Below are 20,327 nucleotides of genomic sequence, written 5' to 3' on the forward strand. Positions count from 1 at the left end.
CCAATCCTGAGCTTATTGAAGGGAGCACGTCTAAGGTGAGCCTATCGCGGCATGAGGCCGGTCCAGGGCCATCCGCTGACTGCCTCTTGTTTCGATGCATTCGGAATGATGGCGTGAGGGTTTCCGAACCTCCAGCCAACAAAAAGCCTCCCCGGATCGCTCCGGAGAGGCTCGCCATTTCCGTTCCGTCTGGCCGGATCAGTCGATCAGCGGCAGCAGCGCGTTGATGCTGTCCTTGGCATCGCCGTAGAGCATGCGCGTGTTCTCCTTGTAGAACAGCGGGTTTTCGATGCCCGAGTAGCCGGTACCCTGGCCGCGCTTCGACACGATGACGTGCTTGGCCTTCCAGACCTCCAGCACCGGCATGCCGGCGATGGGGCTGTTGGGATCTTCCTGGGCGGCCGGGTTCACGATGTCGTTCGAGCCGATGACGATAACAACGTCCGTCTCCGGGAAGTCGTCGTTGATCTCGTCCATCTCGAGCACGATGTCGTACGGCACCTTGGCCTCGGCCAGCAGCACGTTCATATGGCCCGGCAGGCGGCCGGCGACCGGATGGATCGCGAAACGCACCTCCTTGCCGCGGGCTCGCAGCTTGCGGGTGAGCTCGCTCACCGCACCCTGGGCCTGCGCCACGGCCATGCCGTAGCCCGGCACGATGATGATCGAGCTGGCGTCATTCAGCAGCGCCGCCACGCCCTCGGCGTCGATCGCCACCTGCTCGCCCTCGATCTCCATCGCCGGGCCGGTGGTGTTGCCGAAGCCGCCGAGAATGACCGAGATGAACGAACGGTTCATCGCCTTGCACATGATGTACGACAGGATCGCACCCGAGGAGCCGACGAGGGCACCGGTGACGATCAGCAGGTCGTTGCCGAGCGAGAAGCCGATGGCCGCGGCAGCCCAGCCCGAGTAGCTGTTCAGCATCGACACCACGACCGGCATGTCGGCGCCGCCGATGCCCATGATCAGATGGTAGCCGATGAAGAAGGCAAGCAGCGACATGATGAACAGCGCCCAGAAGCTGCCGGTCATCAGGTAGACCACCAGCAGAATCAGCGAAATGATCGCGGCTCCGGCGTTGAGCGCATGTCCGCCCGGCAGTTTCTTGGCCTTGCCGTCCACCTTGCCGGCGAGCTTGCCGAAGGCGATGACCGAGCCGGTGAAGGTGACCGCACCGATGAACACGCCGAGGAAGGTCTCTACGCGCAGGATGTCGATCTCGAGCGGAGACTTGGCCAGCAGCTTGGCGGCGAACCCGCTCAGGTTCTCAAGCTGGCCTTCCAGAGCCATCAGCCGGTCCGGATTGGCCAGCAGCGTGCCCGGATTGTGCATGAACGCGAAAACGTCCTGCAAGCGGGCCAGCTCGATATGGGAGTTGAAGCCGATGAAGACGGCCGCCAGGCCCACGAAGCTGTGCAGCGCGGCTACGAGCTGCGGCATCTCGGTCATCTGCACGCGCATGGCCACGATGTAGCCGAGCACGATGCCGATGGCGAGCATGATGCCGATCAGCCAGTGGTTGCCGACGCCCGGCGTGAAGACCGCCGCGCCGACGGCCAAAATCATGCCGAAGATGCCGTACCAAACGGCGCGCTTTGCGCTCTCCTGGTTCGACAGGCCGCCCAGGCAAAGGATGAACAGCACGGCCGCGGAGATATAGGCGGCGGTGACGATGCCGGGCTCGCTCACGTGCGAAAAGATCTGTTCCAGATTAGCCATTGTAGTACCCCGCCCCGCGCATCAAGACTTCTGGAACATGGCGAGCATGCGCCTCGTCACGAGGAAGCCGCCACCGATGTTGATTGCTGCGATCAGCACCGAGATCGCCGCAAGAATGGCCACGATCCAGGAGGACGAGCCGATCTGCGCGACCGCGCCGAGGATGATAATGCCGGACACCGCATTGGTGACGGCCATCAGCGGCGTGTGCAGCGAATGGGAGACGTTCCAGATCACCTGGAAGCCCACGAAGCACGACAGCATGAAGACAACGAAATGCGCCATGAAGCTCGGCGGCGCGTAGTATCCGACCAGCAGCATCAGCAGCGTGCCAATCGCCAGCAGGCTGACCTGCGTCTTGGTCGCCTTGCGGAAGGCTTCGAGCTCCTGCGCGCGCTTCTCTTCCGGCGTCAGCTCCTTCGGCTTCTCCTTCTTCTTCGCCGAGGCGATGGCCTGCACCTTGAGCGGCGGCGGCGGATAGGTGATGCCGCCTTCAAAGGTGACGGTGGAGCTGCGGATGACGTCGTCCTCCATGTTGTGGACGAGCACGCCATCCTTGCCCGGCGTCAGGTCGGCCACAAAATGGCGGATGTTGGTCGCATAGAGCTGAGAGGCCTGCGCGGCCATGCGGCTCGGGAAGTCCGTGTAGCCGATGATGATCACGCCATTGTCGGTGACGATGCGCTCCTCGGGCTTCGTCAGCTCGCAGTTGCCGCCGCGCTCGGCGGCGAGATCCACGATCACCGACCCCGGCTTCATGGCCTCGACCATGTCCTTCGTCCACAGCACCGGGGCCGGACGGCCCGGGATCAGCGCCGTGGTGATGACGATGTCCATGTCGGGAGCGAGCTCGCGGAACTTCGCCAGCTGCTTCTCGCGGAACTCGGGGCTCGACGGAGCGGCGTAACCGCCGGTGGCGGCACCGTCCTGGCTTTCCTCGAACTCGAGGAAGACGAATTCCGCGCCCATCGATTCGATCTGCTCGGCGACTTCAGGACGCACGTCGAAGGCGTAGGTGATCGCGCCGAGGCTCACCGAGGCGCCGATCGCCGCAAGACCGGCCACGCCGGCGCCCACCACCAGCACCTTCGCCGGCGGAATCTTGCCGGCCGCGGTCACCTGGCCGGTGAAGAAACGGCCGAAGTTGTTTGCAGCCTCGATGACAGCCCGGTAGCCGGCGAGGTTGGCCATCGAGGAAAGGGCGTCCATCTTCTGGGCGCGCGAAATGCGCGGCACCATGTCCATGGCGATGGTGTTGACGCCCTGCTCCTTCAGCGCCTCCAGCAGTTCCCCGTTCTGGGCCGGATAGATGAAGGAAATGAGCGTCTGTCCCTTGCGGAACAGTTTAACCTCGTCAAGCGTCGGAGGTCGTACTTTGGCGACCAGGTCGACGTTCGCGCAAAGCGACTGTGCATCAGGATAGATGGTTACGCCGGCCTCGGCGTAAGCCGCGTCGGATATCCCCGCTTTCAAACCAGCGCCACTCACGATGGCGCAACTGTGACCCAGCTTCCCCAGCTGACGCGCGCTGTCCGGGGTCAGGGCAACGCGGTTCTCGCCGGGGTACACTTCCCCCAAAATGCCTATCTTCACATTCCGATCCACTTCATTCTGGTTGGAACCAAGCGAGTTGGGCTCCTCCAGGCCTCGCGGCATGGGAGGCGTTAATGCGCCTGTCCGGACAGGAACCGATAACCTCGCTGTCGTGCACCAGCAGGCCGCCTTTCCGGTATCAGTCCACTCGCATCCCCTCGGCAGCATTGATTAGTGGTTTTGCCGTCAGGCGTCCATATCCGTTTGATCTATTTCAAGAATGCGCGAGCGCTCACCCGAAAGTCCGCCGGTTCCGCACCCGCCCCGCCGTCTGCGCGACAGGAACCGGGAATACAGAGATAATTATTTGATGTTAAAGCCATTTATCGCCGTTTGCAGGCGGCTGAGGAACTGGCGCTGCGCCGGTATAAGTTTTTCCTCTGCCTGCGCCGCCAGAAACCAGTGAGCCCCGTCAATTTCAGGAAATGCGCGGATCTGGCCGCTCCTGGGCGGCCACTCCATGTCGAAGGTGTTGCTACATAGTGTCTCGGGGTCGTAGTCGGCCGCGACGGCGAAGCCTGTCACCACCTTGCCGCCCGCCTGCCGGACCTCGCCGAGCGGGATCAGTTCGCCCTCCAGCGTCCACCCTGTCTCCTCCGCGAATTCGCGGCGGGCCGCAGCCTCCGGCGTCTCGTCGGGGGCCAGCTCCCCCTTGACGATGGACCAGGCGCCCTCGTCGCGATTGCGCCAGAAGGGGCCTCCGGGATGAACGAGCAGCACTTCGAGATTCCCGCCGCGATGCCTGAAAGGCAGGATTCCGGCGCTCCTGCGGGGCATGGTCCACAACCTCCGACGGCAGCCTCACTTTTCGGCATTCTGCAAAGGCAGTTGGTAATGTAAAAGCCTTTGCATATTGTGTCGGGGGCAATCAACCTTCCATATTACGGTATTTTTGCAAAGGGCGTGCATTTGAGGATCGTCGTCTATCGCCTGGGCGTACTCGCGGCCCTGGTGGCATTCTGGTGGTATCTGTCCACGGTCGTCGAGCGCCAGCTCGTTCCGTCACCCGTGGCTACATTCCACGCCGCAGAGCGGCTCATAGCCGATGGACGGCTGTTCTCCGCACTCCTCGACACGCTGCAGATCTATGTCAGCGGATATGGGCTGGCGATCCTCATCGGCATCCCGCTCGGCCTTCTGATGGGAACGGTGCGTACCCTCGGCAAGATACTGGACGTATTCGTTTACGCGCTGTCCGCCACACCCCGCGTCGCCTTCATCCCGCTGATCATCGTCTTCCTCGGCCTCGGAGCCTCTGCGAAGAGCTTTATCGTCTTCCTCGGCGCGGTCATGCCGATCCTCATCAACGCCTATGCCGGTGCCCTGAATGCCGATGACGAACTGGTGGAGATGGCCCGCTCCGTGGGCGCGAGAAAGTCGCGCATCTTCCGCGAGATCGTCCTGCCGGGCGCCCTTCCCTTCGCCATCACGGGCCTGAGGATCGGCGCCACGATCGGCCTGATCAACACCATCGTCGCGGAGCTCTACACCGCGGTAAGAGGGCTTGGCGGTCTGCTGGCGATATATGGTAATACATTCCGCATGGCCGAATATTTCGTGATCGTTTTCACGCTGGCCCTCGTCGGCGTTCTGGTGACCACCTTGCTGAGGTTGCTGGAGCTGCGGCTGGAACGCTGGCGAGGAACCAGAAACTAGGCCTCATGAACACCACCAACCGCCATACGAATTATGGGAGGAATGGGAATGAAACGTCTCACGGGAATTTTCGCAGCTCTCCTGCTGTCAACGTCTTTCGCCGCAGCCGAACCGTTCCGGCTGATCATCACGGACCTCGAGACACCTCTGGTCCCGAACTCGGTGATGGATCTTGCCGAGAAGGAGGGCTATTTCGAGCGCGAGGGGGTTGAAGTCGAGCTGGTTCGCGTCCAGCAGACGCCGTCCGCCCTGGCCGCCCTGCAGGCCGGCGAAGGCGAAATGGCGAACATCAGCACGGATTCCCTGCTGCTTCTGGTCGCTCAAGGTAGCGATGATCTCCGGGCCGTCACGTCGCCCAACAAATCGCTGCCCTTCCTGATCGCCTCGAAAGAGGATATCGCCACACCCGCCGATCTCGCCGGCAAGAGCTTCGGCATCGGCCGTCCGGGCAGCGTCGACCATTCGCTCAGCGTGCGCGTCCTGAAGAAGTACGACGTGGACGTCGACAGCATCGACATGGTAGCGCTCGGCCAGCCCAATCAGCGCGGCCAGGCGCTCGTCGCCGGCCAGATCGACGCGACCACGATGTCGATCGGCGTGTGGTCGGCCATCCCCGACACTACCGGCCTCCACGTACTGATCAACCAGGACGACTATTACAACGCCGCTCCGGTCGTCAGCAAAGTCAACATCGTCACCACCAAGGTGCTGGAAGAGCGCCGGGACGATGTGAAGAAGGTCATAGCCGCCCTGATCAAGGCTTCGCGTGATTTCGCAAGCGACCCGGCCGTGTGGGTTGCCGCCATGGAAAAGGCACGTCCCGACGTGGAGAAGTCCACGCTCGAATCGCTCAGCAAGGCCTTCGCCGGCAGCTGGAGTACCAACGGCGGCCTCAGCAAGGACGAGCTCGAATACACCGCGAACGTGTACTATGAGGGCGAAGACTTCAAAGACGCCCGCAAGGTGGAGCTCAGCGAGTGGGCTGACTTCTCCGTCATCGATGAGGTACTCGCCGAGATCGGCACGGACGACAAGCTGGATCCCGTCACACGATGAGCACGGACGCGGGTAGCCGGGTTGCACCGCAGCCCGGCGCGCTGATCCAGATCCAGGGCGTCTCGAAGTGGTTTGCGGCGGGTACCGGCGAACGCGTCGTGGCGTTGGACAACATCAACCTGGAGGTGACCGAGGGCACCTTCACGGCCATCCTCGGGCCGTCCGGTTGCGGCAAGACCACACTCCTGCGCATGATTGACGGGCTGGTGCAGCCCGATGCCGGCACCATTCTGGTGGCCGGAAAGCCGCCGCATCCGGGCCCGGACATGGGCTTCGTGTTCCAGTCCTTCCGGCTGATCCCGTGGCGAACCGTGCGCGGCAACGTCGAGTTCGCGCTGGTCGAGGCAATCCCTGACCGCCACGAACGGCGACGCCGGGCCGACCAGTACATCGACCGCGTAGGACTGTCGCGCTTCGCCGATGCCTATCCGCGCCAGCTTTCCGGCGGCATGAAGCAGCGCGTCGCACTCGCGCGGGCGCTCGCCTGCGAGCCCGGCATCCTGCTGCTCGACGAGCCCTTCGCCAGCCTCGACGCGCAGACGCGCGAGCTGATGCAGGTGGAGCTGCTGCGGCTCTGGTCCGAGCGCAGGTCGGTGGCGGTTTTCGTCACGCATAGCGTGGACGAGGCCATCTTCCTCGCCGACCAGATCGTGCTCATGGGTCCGCGACCGGGCCGCATCCTCGAAGTCATCAACGTGGGGCTCAGGCGGCCGCGCTGGACCTATGACGTCCGCGCCGAGCCCCGCTTCGTCGAGCTGCGGCAATACCTGTGGGAGCGCATCCGCGCGCTCGTGCTGTCGGACCCGCAGTCCGATTTCTATGGCCGCGACTACGGCCAGTCCCAAGGCACGGGAACCTGAGAAGAAAGGCCGGACCGTCATGACAGAATCACCGGCCGCTGGCGTCCTCGGAGGCCGCACGACCGCGGCATCCGGTTTCTCGCTTCTGCAGGGCGGACCGTGTCAGACACAGTTTGAGCAGGGGGCTCCATGAACCTGTTGCAGGATATCACCATCGGCGCGTTCGTATCGCGTCTCGTCGCGATGGTGTTGTACAGCGGCGTGCTGGGATTTCTGCTGGCCATCCTCGCAAGGCTCCTGGGCGACCCGCGTCCGAAATTCGACGGGCGCCTGACCCTGAATCCCTTTGCCCACATGGCCCCGTCGGGTGTTCTTCTTGCCACACTGTTCGGCATGGGATGGATCCGCCCCATGCGCTACGATGGAAGCAAGAACCGCTGGGGCAAACCTGGCGTCTTGCTGGTGTTGCTCGGCGGCCTGCTGCTTTCCCTGCTCACCCTGCCGCTCGTCGACATTCTGCGGCGGGTTCTGGTGAACCTCCTTCCGCTTTCGATCGCGAATATCGTCATCTACGTGCTGATGCACTATCAACAGATCGCCGTCGGCACGGCCGCGCTGAACCTCCTGCCCCTTCCCGGACTGGTCTGCGGAGCCATCTGGCCTGTGCTGCGGCCTGACCGCGAAAAGCGCATCATGCGCAAGGAACCGGTCATGCTCGCCGTCGTGGCGGCGGCAATCGTGGCGGGGTTTATCAGCAACCCCGCGTCCTGGCTCCTGCCCTATTTCTCCAGCCTGTAATGACCTGATCGGGCAAAGGCACTCGAAGCCGCCGCCCTGATGGTCAGCGCAGCCCCATCCCGCATGAAAGAAAAATGGCGGTTACCGGAGTTCGTCCGCAACCGCCAGGGAAATAAGGCAGAATGGGCCTGCCGCCGGTGATCCTATTCGCCGGCGTGGGCGCCGATATAGCCGTGTTTCTCGATCAGCTTGTCGATGGTCCCATCGGCGACGAGGGCCTCGATCGCCTGGTCGATCTGACTGCGCAGGAAGCTGTTCTTCGAGGCAACCGCGGCTCCGACCCGCGTAGCAGCGGGCGGAATGGGATCATTGGCGATGATCCGCAGATCCTTCGCATCCTCGCGCTCGCGCTGGACCTTGGCGAAGGCCGGCTGCCAGAGGATCATGCCGGCGATCGTCCCGTCGAGCAGGCGGGTCGTCATCAGATCGTAGTCAGCATACGGGAGACGGACCCACCTCTCCTCCTTGGGCTGCTGCCGCGCCCAGGTGATGTAGTTCATCTCGCCAATGCTGGCGATGGCGGTTCCCAGACGCTCCGTCTTGGGAATGTCCCCCAGCTTCTGCCAATCCTTGTTGGCGACCACCAGAACGAACGGCACCGTCGCATACGGCCGCGAGATGCTGAAGGCCTGAGACGTCGCCGAGTAGGGCGAGACGGAGACCCCCATGAGCAGGTCGCAGCTTTCAGTCATCGCGATCGTGAGTTCGGTCATGAAGCCGCCGCCGCTCAGGGGAAAGCCGCCAAAGCCTTCCAGAACTTCCATCTTCAGGAAGAGTGCATCCGCGATCGCCTGGGCAACGTCCTGGTCGAAGGCCCGGCCAACGCTCGCCAGGTCGAAACAGACATGAAGCGTGTCGCCGGCAAGGCGCACGCGGTTGTCGATCTCTTCGGGCGGAACCTCCGAAAGAGGGTTGTTCTGTGCCTGAGCTGCCAACGAGGAAAGGACAAGCATGGCTGCCGTGAGGAATTTGCGCATGGTCCTGATTCCTTTGTTCGAGCAGTTCGGTGTTCACGAAGACATCCGGCTGCTCTTATTGCGATTTCTCGCGGTTCCTAACGGGAAACCCGTTCCCACTGTTTCTGAAACCGCTTCAAAAAAGGAAGGGGCCCCAGGGCCCCCTCCGTCCTGATTGATCAGGATGATTACTTGTCCTTCGGCAGCTTGAACACGAAGATCGAGTTGCCGGAACCGGTCGGCAGCGGGATCTCCGGGAAGGCCGAGGAGATCGAGCTCGCCGCGGCAGAGTAACCGGTCGGGATGACCAGGTACTGCTCGCCGTCGATCGCGTAGGTGGCCGGATAGCCGCCGATCGGAGCGTTCAGGCGCTGCGACCACAGGACCTCGCCAGTCTCCGCATCCCAGGCCTTGACCTCGCGGGCAGCGTCGCCACCGAACACCAGGCCGCCAGCGGTCGCGAGAACCGAGCTGGTCGGGGTCGGACGCGAACGGTACTCCCACTTCGTGGTGCCCTCGGTCGGCGAAACCTTGATGGCCTCGACGAGACCAGCCATGGTCTGGCCCTCCGGCATCACGCGCGGACCGAACTTCATCGAGCCGACGGCGTTACCGGCGGTGAACTCGGTCTGAACCGCGGTGACGGTGTTGCAGGCCTCGGTGAGCGGCACGTAGTAGGTCTGCGTCAGCGGGCTGTAGGCGCCAGCCTGCCACAGCTTACCACCGGACACGGACGAGCAGATGAACTTCTCTTCACCAACGGCGGTCGGGATCAGGTCCTCGTTGATGTGGACCGTGCCATCCGGATCGATCTTGGTGACGACGTTCTGATAGACCGTCTCCTTGTGCCACAGGTACTTGCCGGTCTCGAAGTCAAGACCGAAGGCGATGCCGTTCTTGCCCGGAACGGTCACGACCATCTTCTTGCCGTCCTGCTCGACGATCATGCGCTCGAACGGGCTGTCGAGGTCCCAGTTGTCGCGCGGCAGGTGCTGATAGTACCACTTCAGCTTGCCGGTATCGATGTCGAGGGCCAGCGTCGAGTTGGTGTAGAGCGTGGTGCCGTCTTCCGAACCGCGGATCAGCTCGGCGTACGGTCCGGGCATGCCGATACCCCAAACGGTCGTGCGGGTCTCCGGATCATAGGCGCCGGTCGTCCACGGCGTACCACCCCAACGGTTCTCCGGCGGCACCGGACCCCAGCTGGCCTGCTGCTCCGGATTGTCCGGATCGTTGATGGTGTTGAAGCGCCACAGCTCCTCGCCGGTCTCGAAGTCGTGCGCCATGATGAAGCAGCCACCAGCGGTGCCGGCGATCGAGCAGCCGGAGATCGCGCTGATGATCTTGTTGTCCACGACGAGAGGACCAACGGTGTAGCTGTAGCCCTTGTTGTAGTCGAGGACCTGCTTCTCCCAGACCACCTTGCCGTCGAGGGCGTTCAGAACGACGATCTTGGCGTCGGCGGTCGTCAGGACCACCTTGTCCTTGTAAAGGGCGATCGAGTTCTTCTGACGGCGAGCCTGGTTGATCTGGTAGGACCAGCTTGCCGGCAGCTGAGCCAGCTCGTGGCGGTACGTCCAGAGACGGTCACCGGTCTTGGCATCCAGAGCCTCAACGATGTTGTTGTTGGTCTGGATGAACATGATGCCGTCGTGGATGAGCGGCGCAGTCTCCTGGATGCCGGCCTCAGCCATCGGCCACGCCCAGGCGAGCTCCAGCTTGCCGACCGTGTCCTTGTTGATCATGTCGAGCTTGGAGAAGCCCTGGTTATTCCAGGCACCGCGGAACATCAGCCAGTCCTCAGCCGGAGGATTGGCAAGAATTTCATCGGTAACCGGGGAATATTCGCGCTTGGTATCCTGCGCATAGAGCGGCGTGCTGACGGCAGCCAGGACCGTCGTCGCAGCCAGGAAAGACTTAACTGAGAATTTCACGGGAATCCTCCTTAGACGAACTCTCTATTATTTCTGGCCCACTTGCGGAAGCTGCTTGCCCCAGGTGAAAGCCTGAGGAACGCCCGGCTTCTCCGGCTCAGCCTGAGCAGGCTGGCCACCAGGGAGCGGCTTGCCCCAGGTGAAGGCCTGCGGCACGTCCGAGCTGGCCTGCGACGCAGCAGGGGTTGCCTGAGCGACAGTCGTGCTCCCGCCTGCCGACGTTTCAGCGACAAGCGAGATGTCGTACAGCTTGTCACCGACGGCCAGGGGCTCGTTGCCCGGCTGAGCTCCATTGAAGCTCATGATGTAGGCAACGATGTTGAGGTAGGTTTCCTCTCCGAGCTCGCCCGGAGCTTCTGGCGGCATGGCAACTGAAATGAAGTCATAAAGACCGCCAGCCGTATCCCAGTTTCCCATGACATCGCGGCCGACGAGCCCCGGAGCTTCAACGCCCTCCAGGTTGTACCCGTGACACCGGCCGCAATTGGTGGTGTAGGCGGACTTGCCCGCTTCTGCCTGTTCCGCCGTGAAGCCACCGGCCCACGACGTGCCCAGGCAGGATGCTGCGAGAGCAAATCCCGCTAGTGCACTTAGTACAGGTTTTCGCATCCCTAGACCTTACCCTCCTAACGGCATCTCCGACTATCCGCAGCGCAACCGGGTTACTCCCGATTGTGCACATCTAGCACAGTTATGCCGTTGATTGGTTCCCCACTATAATGGAACGTCTATTGAATTACCGCGATTGGAGCGTCCAGTCCATAACGGACTTTGGCTTCTCCATACCAATCCGACGCCCTGATTTTTTCCATCGCCTGTTTGGCGGCCCGGTAGAGCGTCTGGTCCCCCTTCCAAAGTCCTTGCGATAATTGAACCGGGGTAAACGTTTCCGGGGCCAACCATGTCATCGCATACGCCTGCCCGGAAACCAGAGGTGCGGCAATCAGCCGCTCCACAATTGCGCCATATATTTGTCCGCTTTCGATCAGATCAACGATCTGATCCGGCGACTGGAGCAATACTGGGCGGATGCCCCTCTCCCTGAGCCAGGAAGACAGTGCAATCCGGTCGAGCCCGGAACTGCCCGGCCACACAGCCCAGACCTGCCCCTCCTGCGGGGTAGCCGGCTCCTTCGAGACTGCCACCCAGCCGGTCTCGATCCCTGTGGGGATCGTCTGAAGGAAGCTGCGTGTGGTCTCGGTATCCGCAAGCCCGCCCGCGATGACATTGCACTGACCGCGGGTCAGCTGCCAGTTGCGCGGGTTGAAGTCCTTGCCCATGGACATCATTTCGTTTTCGACCAGCCGCACGCCCAGCTCCTCCGCAATCTTGCGGGCAAGCTCCACATCGAAGCCGGGCTTCTGCAAATCCTTTTCCACGAGGACCGGATACTCGCTCGGCACGCACAGCTTGAGGGCGCCGATCCGGCGCACCTCCGCCAGCGAATTGTCCGGCGGCAGGAAACTCAGTGCGGTCAGGCCCGCCGCGATGAGCGCCAGGTTGATGGCCACCGTCAGCCAGGGGTTGCGCTTGCGCCGTTTCATGACCGGTTGAAATCCACCAGCGCGGCCACGAAGAACACCACGCACATGCCTGCGATGACGGCCAGGCCGATATGCGGCGGGAGCTGATTGAAGTTGATCAGAACTCCGCGCAGGGCGTCGACCGCGTAGGTGATCGGATTGGCGCGGACGAGGAACACCAGCCACTCGGGATAGCTCATCACCGCCTGCGTGCGGCTCAGCGACGGATCAAGCGGAAACACCGAAGAGGAGGTGAAATAGAGCGGTAGAATCAGCGTGTTGGAAAACACGCCGAAGCCCTCGAAGCTGCGCACCCGCGCCGCCAGCAGGATGCCGAAGGATGTGAGGCCGAAGGACAGCACGAACATCAGGCCGATCGCCGTCACGATCTGCTGCACCGACATGTTCACATCGGCGAATCGCGCGAGCAGCAGCACCAGCACGCCGTGCATGGTGGCCACCGTCGCGCCGCCCAGTACCTTGCCAAGCAGAATCAGCGAGCGCGGCAGGGGCGAGACCAGCACCTCGCGCAGGAAACCGAACTCCCGGTCCCAGATCACCGACACGGCAAACTGGATCGAGGTGTACATGATGTTGAGGACAATGACCGCAGGAAACAGAAACTGCAGGTAGGTAAACGGAATCACGTAGTTCACCTGCCCGTACACTTCGCCGCGGAAATACGGGTTCAGTCCGACGCCGAGAATCAGCAGCCAGATCAGCGGCCGGCTCACGCCGCCGATCAGCTGTCCGCGATCCCGCGTCGCCCGCATGATCTCGCGCAGCCAGACGCCGTAGACACCCCGCGCCAGAACGGCCATTTCGCTCATCGGCGTTCTCCCCCGCGTCCATTGCCAATCCTGCCGGGATCCGCCCGATCCCTCAGCTCGCGTCCCGTCAGCGACAGGAACACGCTCTCGAGCGTGGGTTCCCGTTGGCGGATTTCCAGAATCTTGCCTTCGAATTCCGGCGACTTCAGCGCGCGCGCATCGAACGACTCTTCCGGAACGACGACGCTGGACACGCCGAGCGGCTGCGCTCCGGCAAAGCGCTCCAGGATGAGCTGGCGCACGGCCCTGTCGATCGTATCGATCTGATGCCACCGCCGGCCGTGCTGCTTCTTGAGCCCCGCGGGCGAACCCTGCGCAATGATGCTGCCATGGTCGATGATGCAGACGACATCCGCATCCTCCACCTCCTCGATGTAATGGGTGGTGGTCAGCACGGTGAGCGACCATTCCCGCCGCAGCCGGTCCAGGTAGTACCAGATCTGCTGGCGCGTCTGCGCATCGAGCCCGACGGTCGGCTCGTCCAGAAACAGGATCTTCGGCTCGTGCATAAGCGCCCGGGCGATCTCCAGGCGGCGCCGCATGCCACCCGAAAAGCTGCGGACGACATCGTCCTCCCATTCCTCCAGCGCCACCAGTTCCAGAACCTGCCGGATGCGCGCCTCACGCTTGCGCCGTGGCAGGCCATGTACCAGGCCGTGGAACTCGAGGTTTTCCCGAGCGGTCAGGCGGTCGTCCACGCTCGACGTCTGGAATACCACGCCGATGTTCCGCCGCGCCCTGCGGGGATAGCGCAGGGCATCGTGACCCGCGATCACGATGCCGCCGCTGTCCGGCCGCTGCAGGGTGCACAGAATGTTTATGAGGGTGGTCTTGCCGGCGCCATTCGGCCCCAGCAGTGCGAAACTCGTCCCCTCCTCGATGTCGAAGCTCACGCCGTTCAGCGCGACTTTCGCGCCGTAGCTTGCCCGCAAATCTCTTGCACTGATCAGGTGTGTCATCAGCTCAGGCTTTGAAAGACGCCGCACGAACGGCAGCATTTGGAAAGTTAGTGCATATAACCCTACCGGTGGCCTCTCCACAATGACCCCCGCACACCCCGCGAAGAGCGGAGAGGATTCGGCTGCCCACTCAAGCCATGTTTCTCGCCGTCCGGCCGGACGCTCGGCAACGGACCCCGGACTTTGCTTTTGTTGTAATGGGGGCTAATGAACTCCTGCGGCCAAGGCATCCCGCCCGCGGCATTCACGCGAACTCGAAGAATTGATGCCCGAGTTGCCGGTCACGCGCGACCGGCACGCAGGACTTCCCGTTCAGGGAGAGCAACGGCTCGAAAAGACGAAGACGATGACTGACACCACCCAAGCCAGTGCTGGTTCTGTGGAGAGGAAGAAGCCCGGTACCTTCGAGGCCCTGCGCTACCGAAACTACCGCCTTTACTGGTTTGGAAATGCGGTCTCGTTCATCGGCGACTGGCTGGACCAGATCGCCCTCAACTGGCTGGTCATCTCGACCACCGGCGATCCGATCATGCTCGGGCTTGTGAACCTCGGACGCGGCCTGCCGATCATGCTGTTCACGATGTTCGGCGGCGTGGTGGCCGATCGGGTGGACCGGCGCACGATGCTCATCTGCACCCAGGTGCTGGCCATGCTCGTGGCGATCGGGCTTGCCTGCACGGTGGCCTTCTTCAACGCCTCGATCTGGATCATCCTGCTGCTCGCCACCTGCCGGGGGCTGATCGTCGCCTTCAACATGCCGGCGCGCAATTCTCTCATCTACCAGCTGGTTCCCCGCGAGGCGATGGCAAGCGCCGTCTCGCTCAATTCGGTCACGCTGAACCTGGCCAAGGTGATCGGCCCGCTTGCCTCGGCCGCCATCATCGCCAGCCTGGGCGTGACCGCCTGTTTCATCGCCAATGCGGTGAGCTTCACCGTCGTGATGGGCATGCTCATGATGATCGACCTGCCGCCCCAGGACCGGAGCCGGCGGAAGGCCGAATCGATGCTGCAAAGCCTATCGGCAGGCTTTTCCTACATGAAGCACGAACCGGTGCTGCTGATGCTGGTGGCGGTGGCGCTCGCGCCCACCTTTTTCTGCCAGCCCTACCTGCAGTTCCTGTCGGTCTTTTCCGCGCAGGTGTTCGACACCGGCGCCACGGGCTTTGGCGTGATGACGGCGCTCGCCGCCTCCGGCTCGATCTGCGGCGGCCTGCTCGCCGCGCGCGTGCAGCGAAACGTGCGGCGCGGTTCCATGATGCTCGTCTTCATGGGCTGTTTTGCCCTGGCCCTGATCCTGTTCGCCGCCGCACCGAACTTCCACGTGGCGATCCCGCTTCTCTTCGCCGCCGGCGCTATGCAGATCGCCTACAATTCCTCCAACGACACCATTCTTCAGCTCACCGTCGACGACGCCTACCGCGGCCGCGTTCTGTCACTGCTTTTCATGACCCGCGGCCTGATGCCGGTGGGCACGGCGACCATGGCGCTCATCGCGGCGATGATCGGACCGCGCCTCGCTCTCGGGCTCATGTCCTCGGTCGTGCTCGTATTTGCCGTCGTGCTGTGGATCTGGATGCCGCGCCTGCGCAAGCTGCGGGTGTAGATGCCAGCTGGGCGACAACCCTATCCAGTAACGTTTGGGTGAATCGGCTCGCAAATGCGAAGCGCAATTGTCGCAGTCCCTGACGGGCTGTCTCGGGCGAACCCGGGGCCGGCGGGTGCCGTACTCAGGCGCCGGGCTCGAAGCTCACGGGCTCGTCGCGCATGTTCTGCGTCAATTCCCGGAACGTGCGGGGCGCGTAGCAGCAGTCCGGGCAGTCCACTCCAACGTCGCGGGAGCGTCCATACGGGGCAAGACGCCCGTGACAATGGCCGAAGAAATGCCAGGCGCCCTTGCGGATTCCGGGCCAGGTGCGCTGGGCGTAATGGCTCATGAACACGCGCTCCCCTTCGTCCGTCGTCTCGTACTGCTGCGCGATATGCTCCCAGCCGAGTCCTGCGATGACGGGGTGGACCCGGTTGCGGTCCTTCCGGTCATAGTCGTGGTTCCCCAGGATCAGGAACTTGCGCCCAGCCAGAAGGAGAAGTCGCCGATGACGTAGACGATGTCCTCCGGCCCCACCACGGCATTCCAGTTTCGGATGAGCGCCTCGTCCATCTCGGCGACGGAGGAAAAGGGCCGGGCGCAGGCGGTTGGGGAGAGCATGAGCGCGTGACCGAAATGCAGATCGGCAGTGTAGAACTTGCGCGTGAATGGCATGGGATATCCTCTGAACAAACAGCGTTGTGTGCGCACAGCTGCGCGCGTGGCCTTGTCAGCCTGCTATTCGGTTCGAGATCCTCATGCCGTTGTCTCCTGCTCTTGCGTGAGCGCACCCAAGGCGGGTGTTCCACATCCGTTCAGCTACAGGGTTGTTGCGAAAGCGTCAATACGCGAGCGAAACAGATCCCCCGGTTGAGACGGATACCGCCGCCTGCCCGCCTCAGATCGTGATTTCCATGAAATCGTGCGCGACGATCGCCTCGCCGTCATAGTGGCGCCGCACACCCTCCAGCCACATATCGTCGGTGATGCTCTCGTCGTCGCCGGGAACGAGATGGCTGAGCACGAGCTTCTTTACCTTCGCCGCCGCCGCGATCTGACCGACATGTTCCGTCGAGGTGTGCGAGTTGAATATGTGCTCCCTGAAGGATTCCGATTTGTTGCGGCTACGAACGGCCATGTCCGCAAAGCCAGGCTCATACAGGGCCTCATGGATCAGTACGTCCGCCCCCTGCGCGAAATCCGCCAGCGCCGGATTATAGGCCGTGTCACAGGCATAGACGAACGAACCTTCCGCGACGTCAAAGCGGAAGGCGTAATTGCGCTTCACGATCGGCGGATGGGGCGTCCGGAAGGCCGTGACGGTCACGTCGCTGTTCTCGAACACGACACCACTGTCTCCGATCTCGCGAACCTTCACCATATTCCGAAGATCCGGCTTGTTCTCGTCCCCGATCCGAACGTCCAGATCGAACCTGATGCTCTCCATGTAGGCGTCCATCATCGCCTTCGCGCCCTCCGGCGCATGAACGGTCACCTCGTTGTCCAGGCCCGTCGACCAGCTGCAGTAGATGAGATTGCCGCATTCGAGCGCGTGATCGGAGTGCAGATGCGTGATGAAGATCTGTTCCAACGACGTGAGCGGTAAACCGGCTCTCACAAGCTGCCTCGTCACCCCGTATCCGCAATCGACGATGTAGGGCGTATCTCCGATCATCAGGACGTTGGCGGGATTGCTGCGGTTGGTGACCACCCTGGGACCGCCGTTGCTACCCAGAACATGCCAGACGGCACGCCTGTCCTGCGCCCCGGCAATCTTCGGCAGAAGCGGAACAGTCGCGCTGCACGCCATCAACTTGAGCAAATTTCTGCGAGAAGAGATCATGTAAACCGACTTTCGAAACACATCTTGCAATACGGCAACGGGATACAACGCGCGCGACGGTCGGCAGTTCCTTCACAAACGGTTCAGCCGGAGGGGATCGGGGTGACCAACGTGGAACCGGCTGGGCGCGGAAACTCCGCACCATTTCAGCACCTTGGCCTTCTTACGGTCCCACCAGGGCCCCACCAACGCGGCACGTTCCCGGCGATCGTCGCGTAATCGCGCCCCGACAACAATAAACATATACATTATCCCTTGGAGCCGCGGTGCAGTCCGGCCCGGAAGCTCACATCAAACGCAACACCATCATCCATTTTGATCGCGCTATCCACTGAAATTGCTTGCTATTTTCAAGCCGGACTGAAACCCTTCCCGTCGCCGGTTTTCACGCACGGCGCAGAATGCACTGCGAAGAATACCATGTCGGTTACCACTACCATCACCTACGCGGCCGCTCTTGTCGTCGCCGTCGCCTCGCCCGGACCAGCAACGTTTGCAGTCATTTCCACGGGGCTTTCACGGGGCGTGGCGGCAGCCACAGCGACCAGCCTCGGGATTGCGATTGGAGACGTGCTGCTCGTGCTGATTGCCCTGCTCGGCCTGGGGGCGATTGCAGCCGCCGGCGAATGGGCCTTCACGGTCGTGAAACTGGCGGGCGCAGCCTATCTGGGCTGGCTTGGGATAAAGATGTGGCGGGCGGAGGCCAATCTTGACGTCATTCAGGCCGGGCATCCACTCCGAAGCCTGGGCATCGGCCTGGCTGTTGCGGTATGCAATCCCAAGGCGATCCTTTTCCACGCCAGCCTGATGCCGGTGCTGATCGATCTCAACGCGGTTTCGCTTGCCGAGGGCCTAGCCATCCTCGCCATTGTATTCGCCCCCAGCTTCTTCACCTTGGCGCTGTATGGACTGCTGTCCGGACAAACCGCTGACTGGTTCCGCGGCCCCGGGCGCATGAAATGGATGAACCGTTGCGCGGGCAGCGCGCTGATCGGCGCCGCTATCCTGGTGGCCTGCCGGTGACCTGGCCGGGCCAGGCCACCTCAGCCCGAACCGAGCTGCTTAGTGTGTTAAACACTTTTCTGCACACATTAACTATATCAGCAAAACGAAGAGGCCCCTGACCGGAGACGCGTTGGTCAGGGGCCACGCCGCATGGGAAGCCAAGTGTCTGCGGCGTCAAAGCGGCAGTTCCGCGCCTTGAAGCAGGGGTTGAACTTCAGCGCGGAACTGTTCTCCCTCCTCAGGGATCGCGTGAATCCATCGCGTCAGCCGCCCTGTCCTGCCGGCAACGATACCGGAGCGAACACGCGGCTTGCGCGGATGTCGGCGGCCCGGATCGTCGACAGCTCGTCAGCGTCGAGCGGCCCGCGGGCATTCTCGAACAGACGGTTTGCCTGCCTCAGGCGGGCACGGTCCAGCGCGTTGCGGATCGAGCGGGCGTTCGCGAAATGTGGCTGTTGGCGGCGCAGGGCAATGTAATCGCGCAGAGCGGCGACGGCTTCCTCGTCCAGCCGGTAGTTTTGCTTCTCCAGCATCTTCATGCCGATCAGCAGCAGCTCCTCATCCGTATAGTCCGGGAAGTCGATGTGATGAGCGATGCGTGAGCGGAAGCCCGGATTGCTCTCGAAGAACCGCTCCATGCGCGAACCGTAGCCCGCGAGAATCACCACCAGGTCGTCGCGCTGGTTCTCCATTACCTGAAGAAGGATCTCGATCGCCTCCTGGCCGTAGTCGCGCTCGTTCTCGGGCCGGTAAAGGTAATAGGCCTCGTCGATGAACAGCACTCCCCCCATCGCCCGCTTCAGCACCTCCTTGGTCTTGGGCGCCGTGTGGCCGATGTACTGGCCGACGAGATCGTCGCGCGTCACGGAGACGAGATGGCCCTTACGGATGTAGCCAAGGCGATGGAGAATGTCAGCCATGCGCAGCGCGACGGTCGTCTTGCCGGTACCGGGATTGCCGGTGAAACTCATGTGCAGCGTCGGCGTCTCGTGCGCGAGCCCCATGCTGCGGCGGGCCCGCTCCACGAGCAGAAGAGCCGCAGTCTCACGGATGCGCTTCTTGACCGGCGCCAGACCGATCAGGTCGCGGTCGAGTTCCGCCAGCACGTCCTTGACGCCCGACGCCTCATACTCGGCGCGCAGGTCCACCGTGGCAGGAATGGCGCCGGCTTCGTCATCGGTGACCGTAGCAGTCATGACACGCTCCTCGTTTGCTCCGCTGCCCTCATGGTGAGCCCGTCGAGGTGAGCCCGCCGAACCATGAGAGCGGTGGTGGTCCGGGCGTCCCGTCGTTCCCTCGTGCTGAGCTTGCCGAAGCATGCGCTTTCCAAAGGGAAGAGTCTGGAACTTCCGGTCTCTCGCCCCTCTTGGTTCGACACGCTCACCGTGAGGGACGAAAGGGAAAAGAAACCGCATCGGAAGGGAGGCCCAGGCAGACCCCCGAAGCTTCTCCTTCAGATCCCTCGCAATGCCGCCCCGATGCCCCGACAGGTTTGGCATGAGGGCCGGAGGGGGCCGTCGGCGGCTAACCCTCAGCTGTAACGATGCCCCGCCGGACGGTCGGTCGCGTAGGATCTCGTCGTGTAGGTGATCATGCGACCGGCGCGCTCCTGGCGCTCGAGATGGAAGCCGGGTTCGTCCTTCGGGCGGTTGACGATGAAGGAGAGCCGCACCGACTCCCAGCCGTGGCTCGCATCGAAAGCCACCACCCGGATGTAGCGGTCGCCGTAGACCTTCCGGCACTCCGCCAGCTCCATCATCAGCGCGGCCGCATCCGGATTGTCAAACATCGGATGGCCCCACATCTCCCAGAAGGTGTTGCGGGGATGCGGATCGTCGGTGAACTCGAGACTCACCGCCCAGCCATTGTCGATGCAGTACTGCACCTGCGCCCGGATCTGCTCGTCGGTGAGGTCAGGCAGGAACGAGAATGCTCCCTGGGTAATGCGCATTGTTCTGTCTCCACTCTGGAGCAGTTCGGCTTCTCACGGAGACTCTGAACTGCTCGGACCATCTGTTTTCGCGGTTCCGGACGGAAAACCGGTTCCCACTTTTCCTGGAACCGCGG

The 20,327-nt window shown here is 62.7% G+C and carries 20 protein-coding genes; 6 read left to right on the top strand and 14 right to left on the bottom strand.

Annotated features, from left to right (window positions below; genetic code table 11):
* Positions 1-198: 198 nt before the first annotated feature.
* The 3 genes from ABD906_RS12715 to ABD906_RS12725 form a co-directional block, all read right to left on the bottom strand.
* Positions 199-1,722: an NAD(P)(+) transhydrogenase (Re/Si-specific) subunit beta gene (locus ABD906_RS12715; protein ID WP_345099787.1), complete on the bottom strand. Its 1,524-nt coding sequence runs from the start codon at positions 1,720-1,722 to the stop codon at positions 199-201.
* Positions 1,723-1,743: 21 nt separating this feature from the next.
* Positions 1,744-3,315, bottom strand: a complete 1,572-nt coding sequence (locus ABD906_RS12720) for a Re/Si-specific NAD(P)(+) transhydrogenase subunit alpha (RefSeq protein ID WP_345099788.1) — start codon at positions 3,313-3,315, stop codon at positions 1,744-1,746.
* A 303-nt stretch (positions 3,316-3,618) separates the two neighbouring features.
* The gene (locus ABD906_RS12725) at positions 3,619-4,092 is read right to left on the bottom strand and encodes an NUDIX hydrolase (RefSeq protein WP_345099789.1); all 474 of its coding nucleotides are present in this window, start codon (positions 4,090-4,092) and stop codon (positions 3,619-3,621) included.
* Between the two features lie 126 nt (positions 4,093-4,218).
* Here ABD906_RS12725 and ABD906_RS12730 point away from each other — a divergent pair, with 126 nt between their 5' ends.
* The 4 genes from ABD906_RS12730 (at position 4,219) to ABD906_RS12745 (ending at position 7,625) form a co-directional block, all read left to right on the top strand.
* A complete protein-coding gene (locus ABD906_RS12730; protein WP_345099791.1) occupies positions 4,219-4,971 on the top strand; it encodes an ABC transporter permease in 753 nt (250 codons plus the stop codon).
* Positions 4,972-5,019: 48 nt separating this feature from the next.
* Positions 5,020-6,027, top strand: coding sequence for an ABC transporter substrate-binding protein (locus ABD906_RS12735; protein WP_345099792.1), 1,008 nt, complete (start codon positions 5,020-5,022; stop codon positions 6,025-6,027).
* On the top strand, positions 6,024-6,887 hold the full coding sequence (locus tag ABD906_RS12740; protein ID WP_345099793.1) for an ABC transporter ATP-binding protein: 864 nt from the start codon (positions 6,024-6,026) through the stop codon (positions 6,885-6,887). The genes ABD906_RS12735 and ABD906_RS12740 overlap by 4 nt, the downstream gene beginning before the upstream one ends.
* 129 nt (positions 6,888-7,016) lie before the next feature.
* Entirely contained in the window at positions 7,017-7,625 is a 609-nt protein-coding gene (locus tag ABD906_RS12745; RefSeq protein WP_345099794.1) for a zinc metalloprotease, read from the top strand.
* Between the two features lie 143 nt (positions 7,626-7,768).
* Here ABD906_RS12745 and ABD906_RS12750 read toward each other — a convergent pair whose 3' ends face one another.
* The 6 genes from ABD906_RS12750 to ABD906_RS12775 all read right to left on the bottom strand — a co-directional run bounded on the left by ABD906_RS12750 (position 7,769) and on the right by ABD906_RS12775 (position 13,827).
* On the bottom strand, positions 7,769-8,602 hold the full coding sequence (locus ABD906_RS12750) for a substrate-binding periplasmic protein (protein WP_345099795.1): 834 nt from the start codon (positions 8,600-8,602) through the stop codon (positions 7,769-7,771).
* Positions 8,603-8,769: 167 nt separating this feature from the next.
* Entirely contained in the window at positions 8,770-10,515 is a 1,746-nt protein-coding gene (locus ABD906_RS12755) for a pyrroloquinoline quinone-dependent dehydrogenase (RefSeq protein WP_345099796.1), read from the bottom strand.
* A gap of 27 nt (positions 10,516-10,542) precedes the next feature.
* Positions 10,543-11,124, bottom strand: coding sequence for a c-type cytochrome (locus tag ABD906_RS12760; protein ID WP_345099797.1), 582 nt, complete (start codon positions 11,122-11,124; stop codon positions 10,543-10,545).
* Positions 11,125-11,243: 119 nt separating this feature from the next.
* Positions 11,244-12,059 carry a substrate-binding periplasmic protein gene (locus ABD906_RS12765; protein WP_345099798.1) on the bottom strand — a complete coding sequence of 272 codons (816 nt, stop codon included), beginning with the start codon at positions 12,057-12,059 and terminating at the stop codon, positions 11,244-11,246.
* On the bottom strand, positions 12,056-12,868 hold the full coding sequence (locus ABD906_RS12770) for an ABC transporter permease (protein WP_345099799.1): 813 nt from the start codon (positions 12,866-12,868) through the stop codon (positions 12,056-12,058). The genes ABD906_RS12765 and ABD906_RS12770 overlap by 4 nt, the downstream gene beginning before the upstream one ends.
* Positions 12,865-13,827: an ABC transporter ATP-binding protein gene (locus ABD906_RS12775; protein WP_345099800.1), complete on the bottom strand. Its 963-nt coding sequence runs from the start codon at positions 13,825-13,827 to the stop codon at positions 12,865-12,867. The genes ABD906_RS12770 and ABD906_RS12775 overlap by 4 nt, the downstream gene beginning before the upstream one ends.
* A gap of 265 nt (positions 13,828-14,092) precedes the next feature.
* Between ABD906_RS12775 and ABD906_RS12780 the strand changes: the two genes are divergently transcribed.
* Positions 14,093-15,430: an MFS transporter gene (locus tag ABD906_RS12780; protein ID WP_345099801.1), complete on the top strand. Its 1,338-nt coding sequence runs from the start codon at positions 14,093-14,095 to the stop codon at positions 15,428-15,430.
* A 124-nt stretch (positions 15,431-15,554) separates the two neighbouring features.
* Here ABD906_RS12780 and ABD906_RS12785 read toward each other — a convergent pair whose 3' ends face one another.
* The 3 genes from ABD906_RS12785 to ABD906_RS12795 form a co-directional block, all read right to left on the bottom strand.
* Positions 15,555-15,761 carry a hypothetical protein gene (locus tag ABD906_RS12785; RefSeq protein ID WP_345099802.1) on the bottom strand — a complete coding sequence of 69 codons (207 nt, stop codon included), beginning with the start codon at positions 15,759-15,761 and terminating at the stop codon, positions 15,555-15,557.
* 122 nt (positions 15,762-15,883) lie between these two features.
* Positions 15,884-16,087, bottom strand: a complete 204-nt coding sequence (locus ABD906_RS12790) for a hypothetical protein (RefSeq protein WP_345099803.1) — start codon at positions 16,085-16,087, stop codon at positions 15,884-15,886.
* 223 nt (positions 16,088-16,310) lie between these two features.
* Complete coding sequence (locus ABD906_RS12795; protein ID WP_345099804.1) at positions 16,311-17,222, bottom strand: MBL fold metallo-hydrolase; 912 nt, start codon at positions 17,220-17,222, stop codon at positions 16,311-16,313.
* 453 nt (positions 17,223-17,675) lie between these two features.
* Between ABD906_RS12795 and ABD906_RS12800 the strand changes: the two genes are divergently transcribed.
* Positions 17,676-18,278 (top strand): LysE family translocator, encoded by a 603-nt coding sequence (locus ABD906_RS12800; RefSeq protein ID WP_345099805.1) that lies wholly within the window; start codon positions 17,676-17,678, stop codon positions 18,276-18,278.
* Between the two features lie 245 nt (positions 18,279-18,523).
* Here the strand turns inward: ABD906_RS12800 and cbbX are convergent, their stop codons facing one another.
* The gene (gene cbbX / locus ABD906_RS12805; protein WP_345099806.1) at positions 18,524-19,456 is read right to left on the bottom strand and encodes a CbbX protein; all 933 of its coding nucleotides are present in this window, start codon (positions 19,454-19,456) and stop codon (positions 18,524-18,526) included.
* Between the two features lie 335 nt (positions 19,457-19,791).
* Positions 19,792-20,211 (bottom strand): ribulose bisphosphate carboxylase small subunit, encoded by a 420-nt coding sequence (locus tag ABD906_RS12810; protein ID WP_345099807.1) that lies wholly within the window; start codon positions 20,209-20,211, stop codon positions 19,792-19,794.
* Positions 20,212-20,327: the final 116 nt, after the last annotated feature.

The sequence above is a fragment of the Chelativorans composti genome, assembly GCF_039541695.1.
GTDB lineage: Bacteria > Pseudomonadota > Alphaproteobacteria > Rhizobiales > Rhizobiaceae > Chelativorans > Chelativorans composti.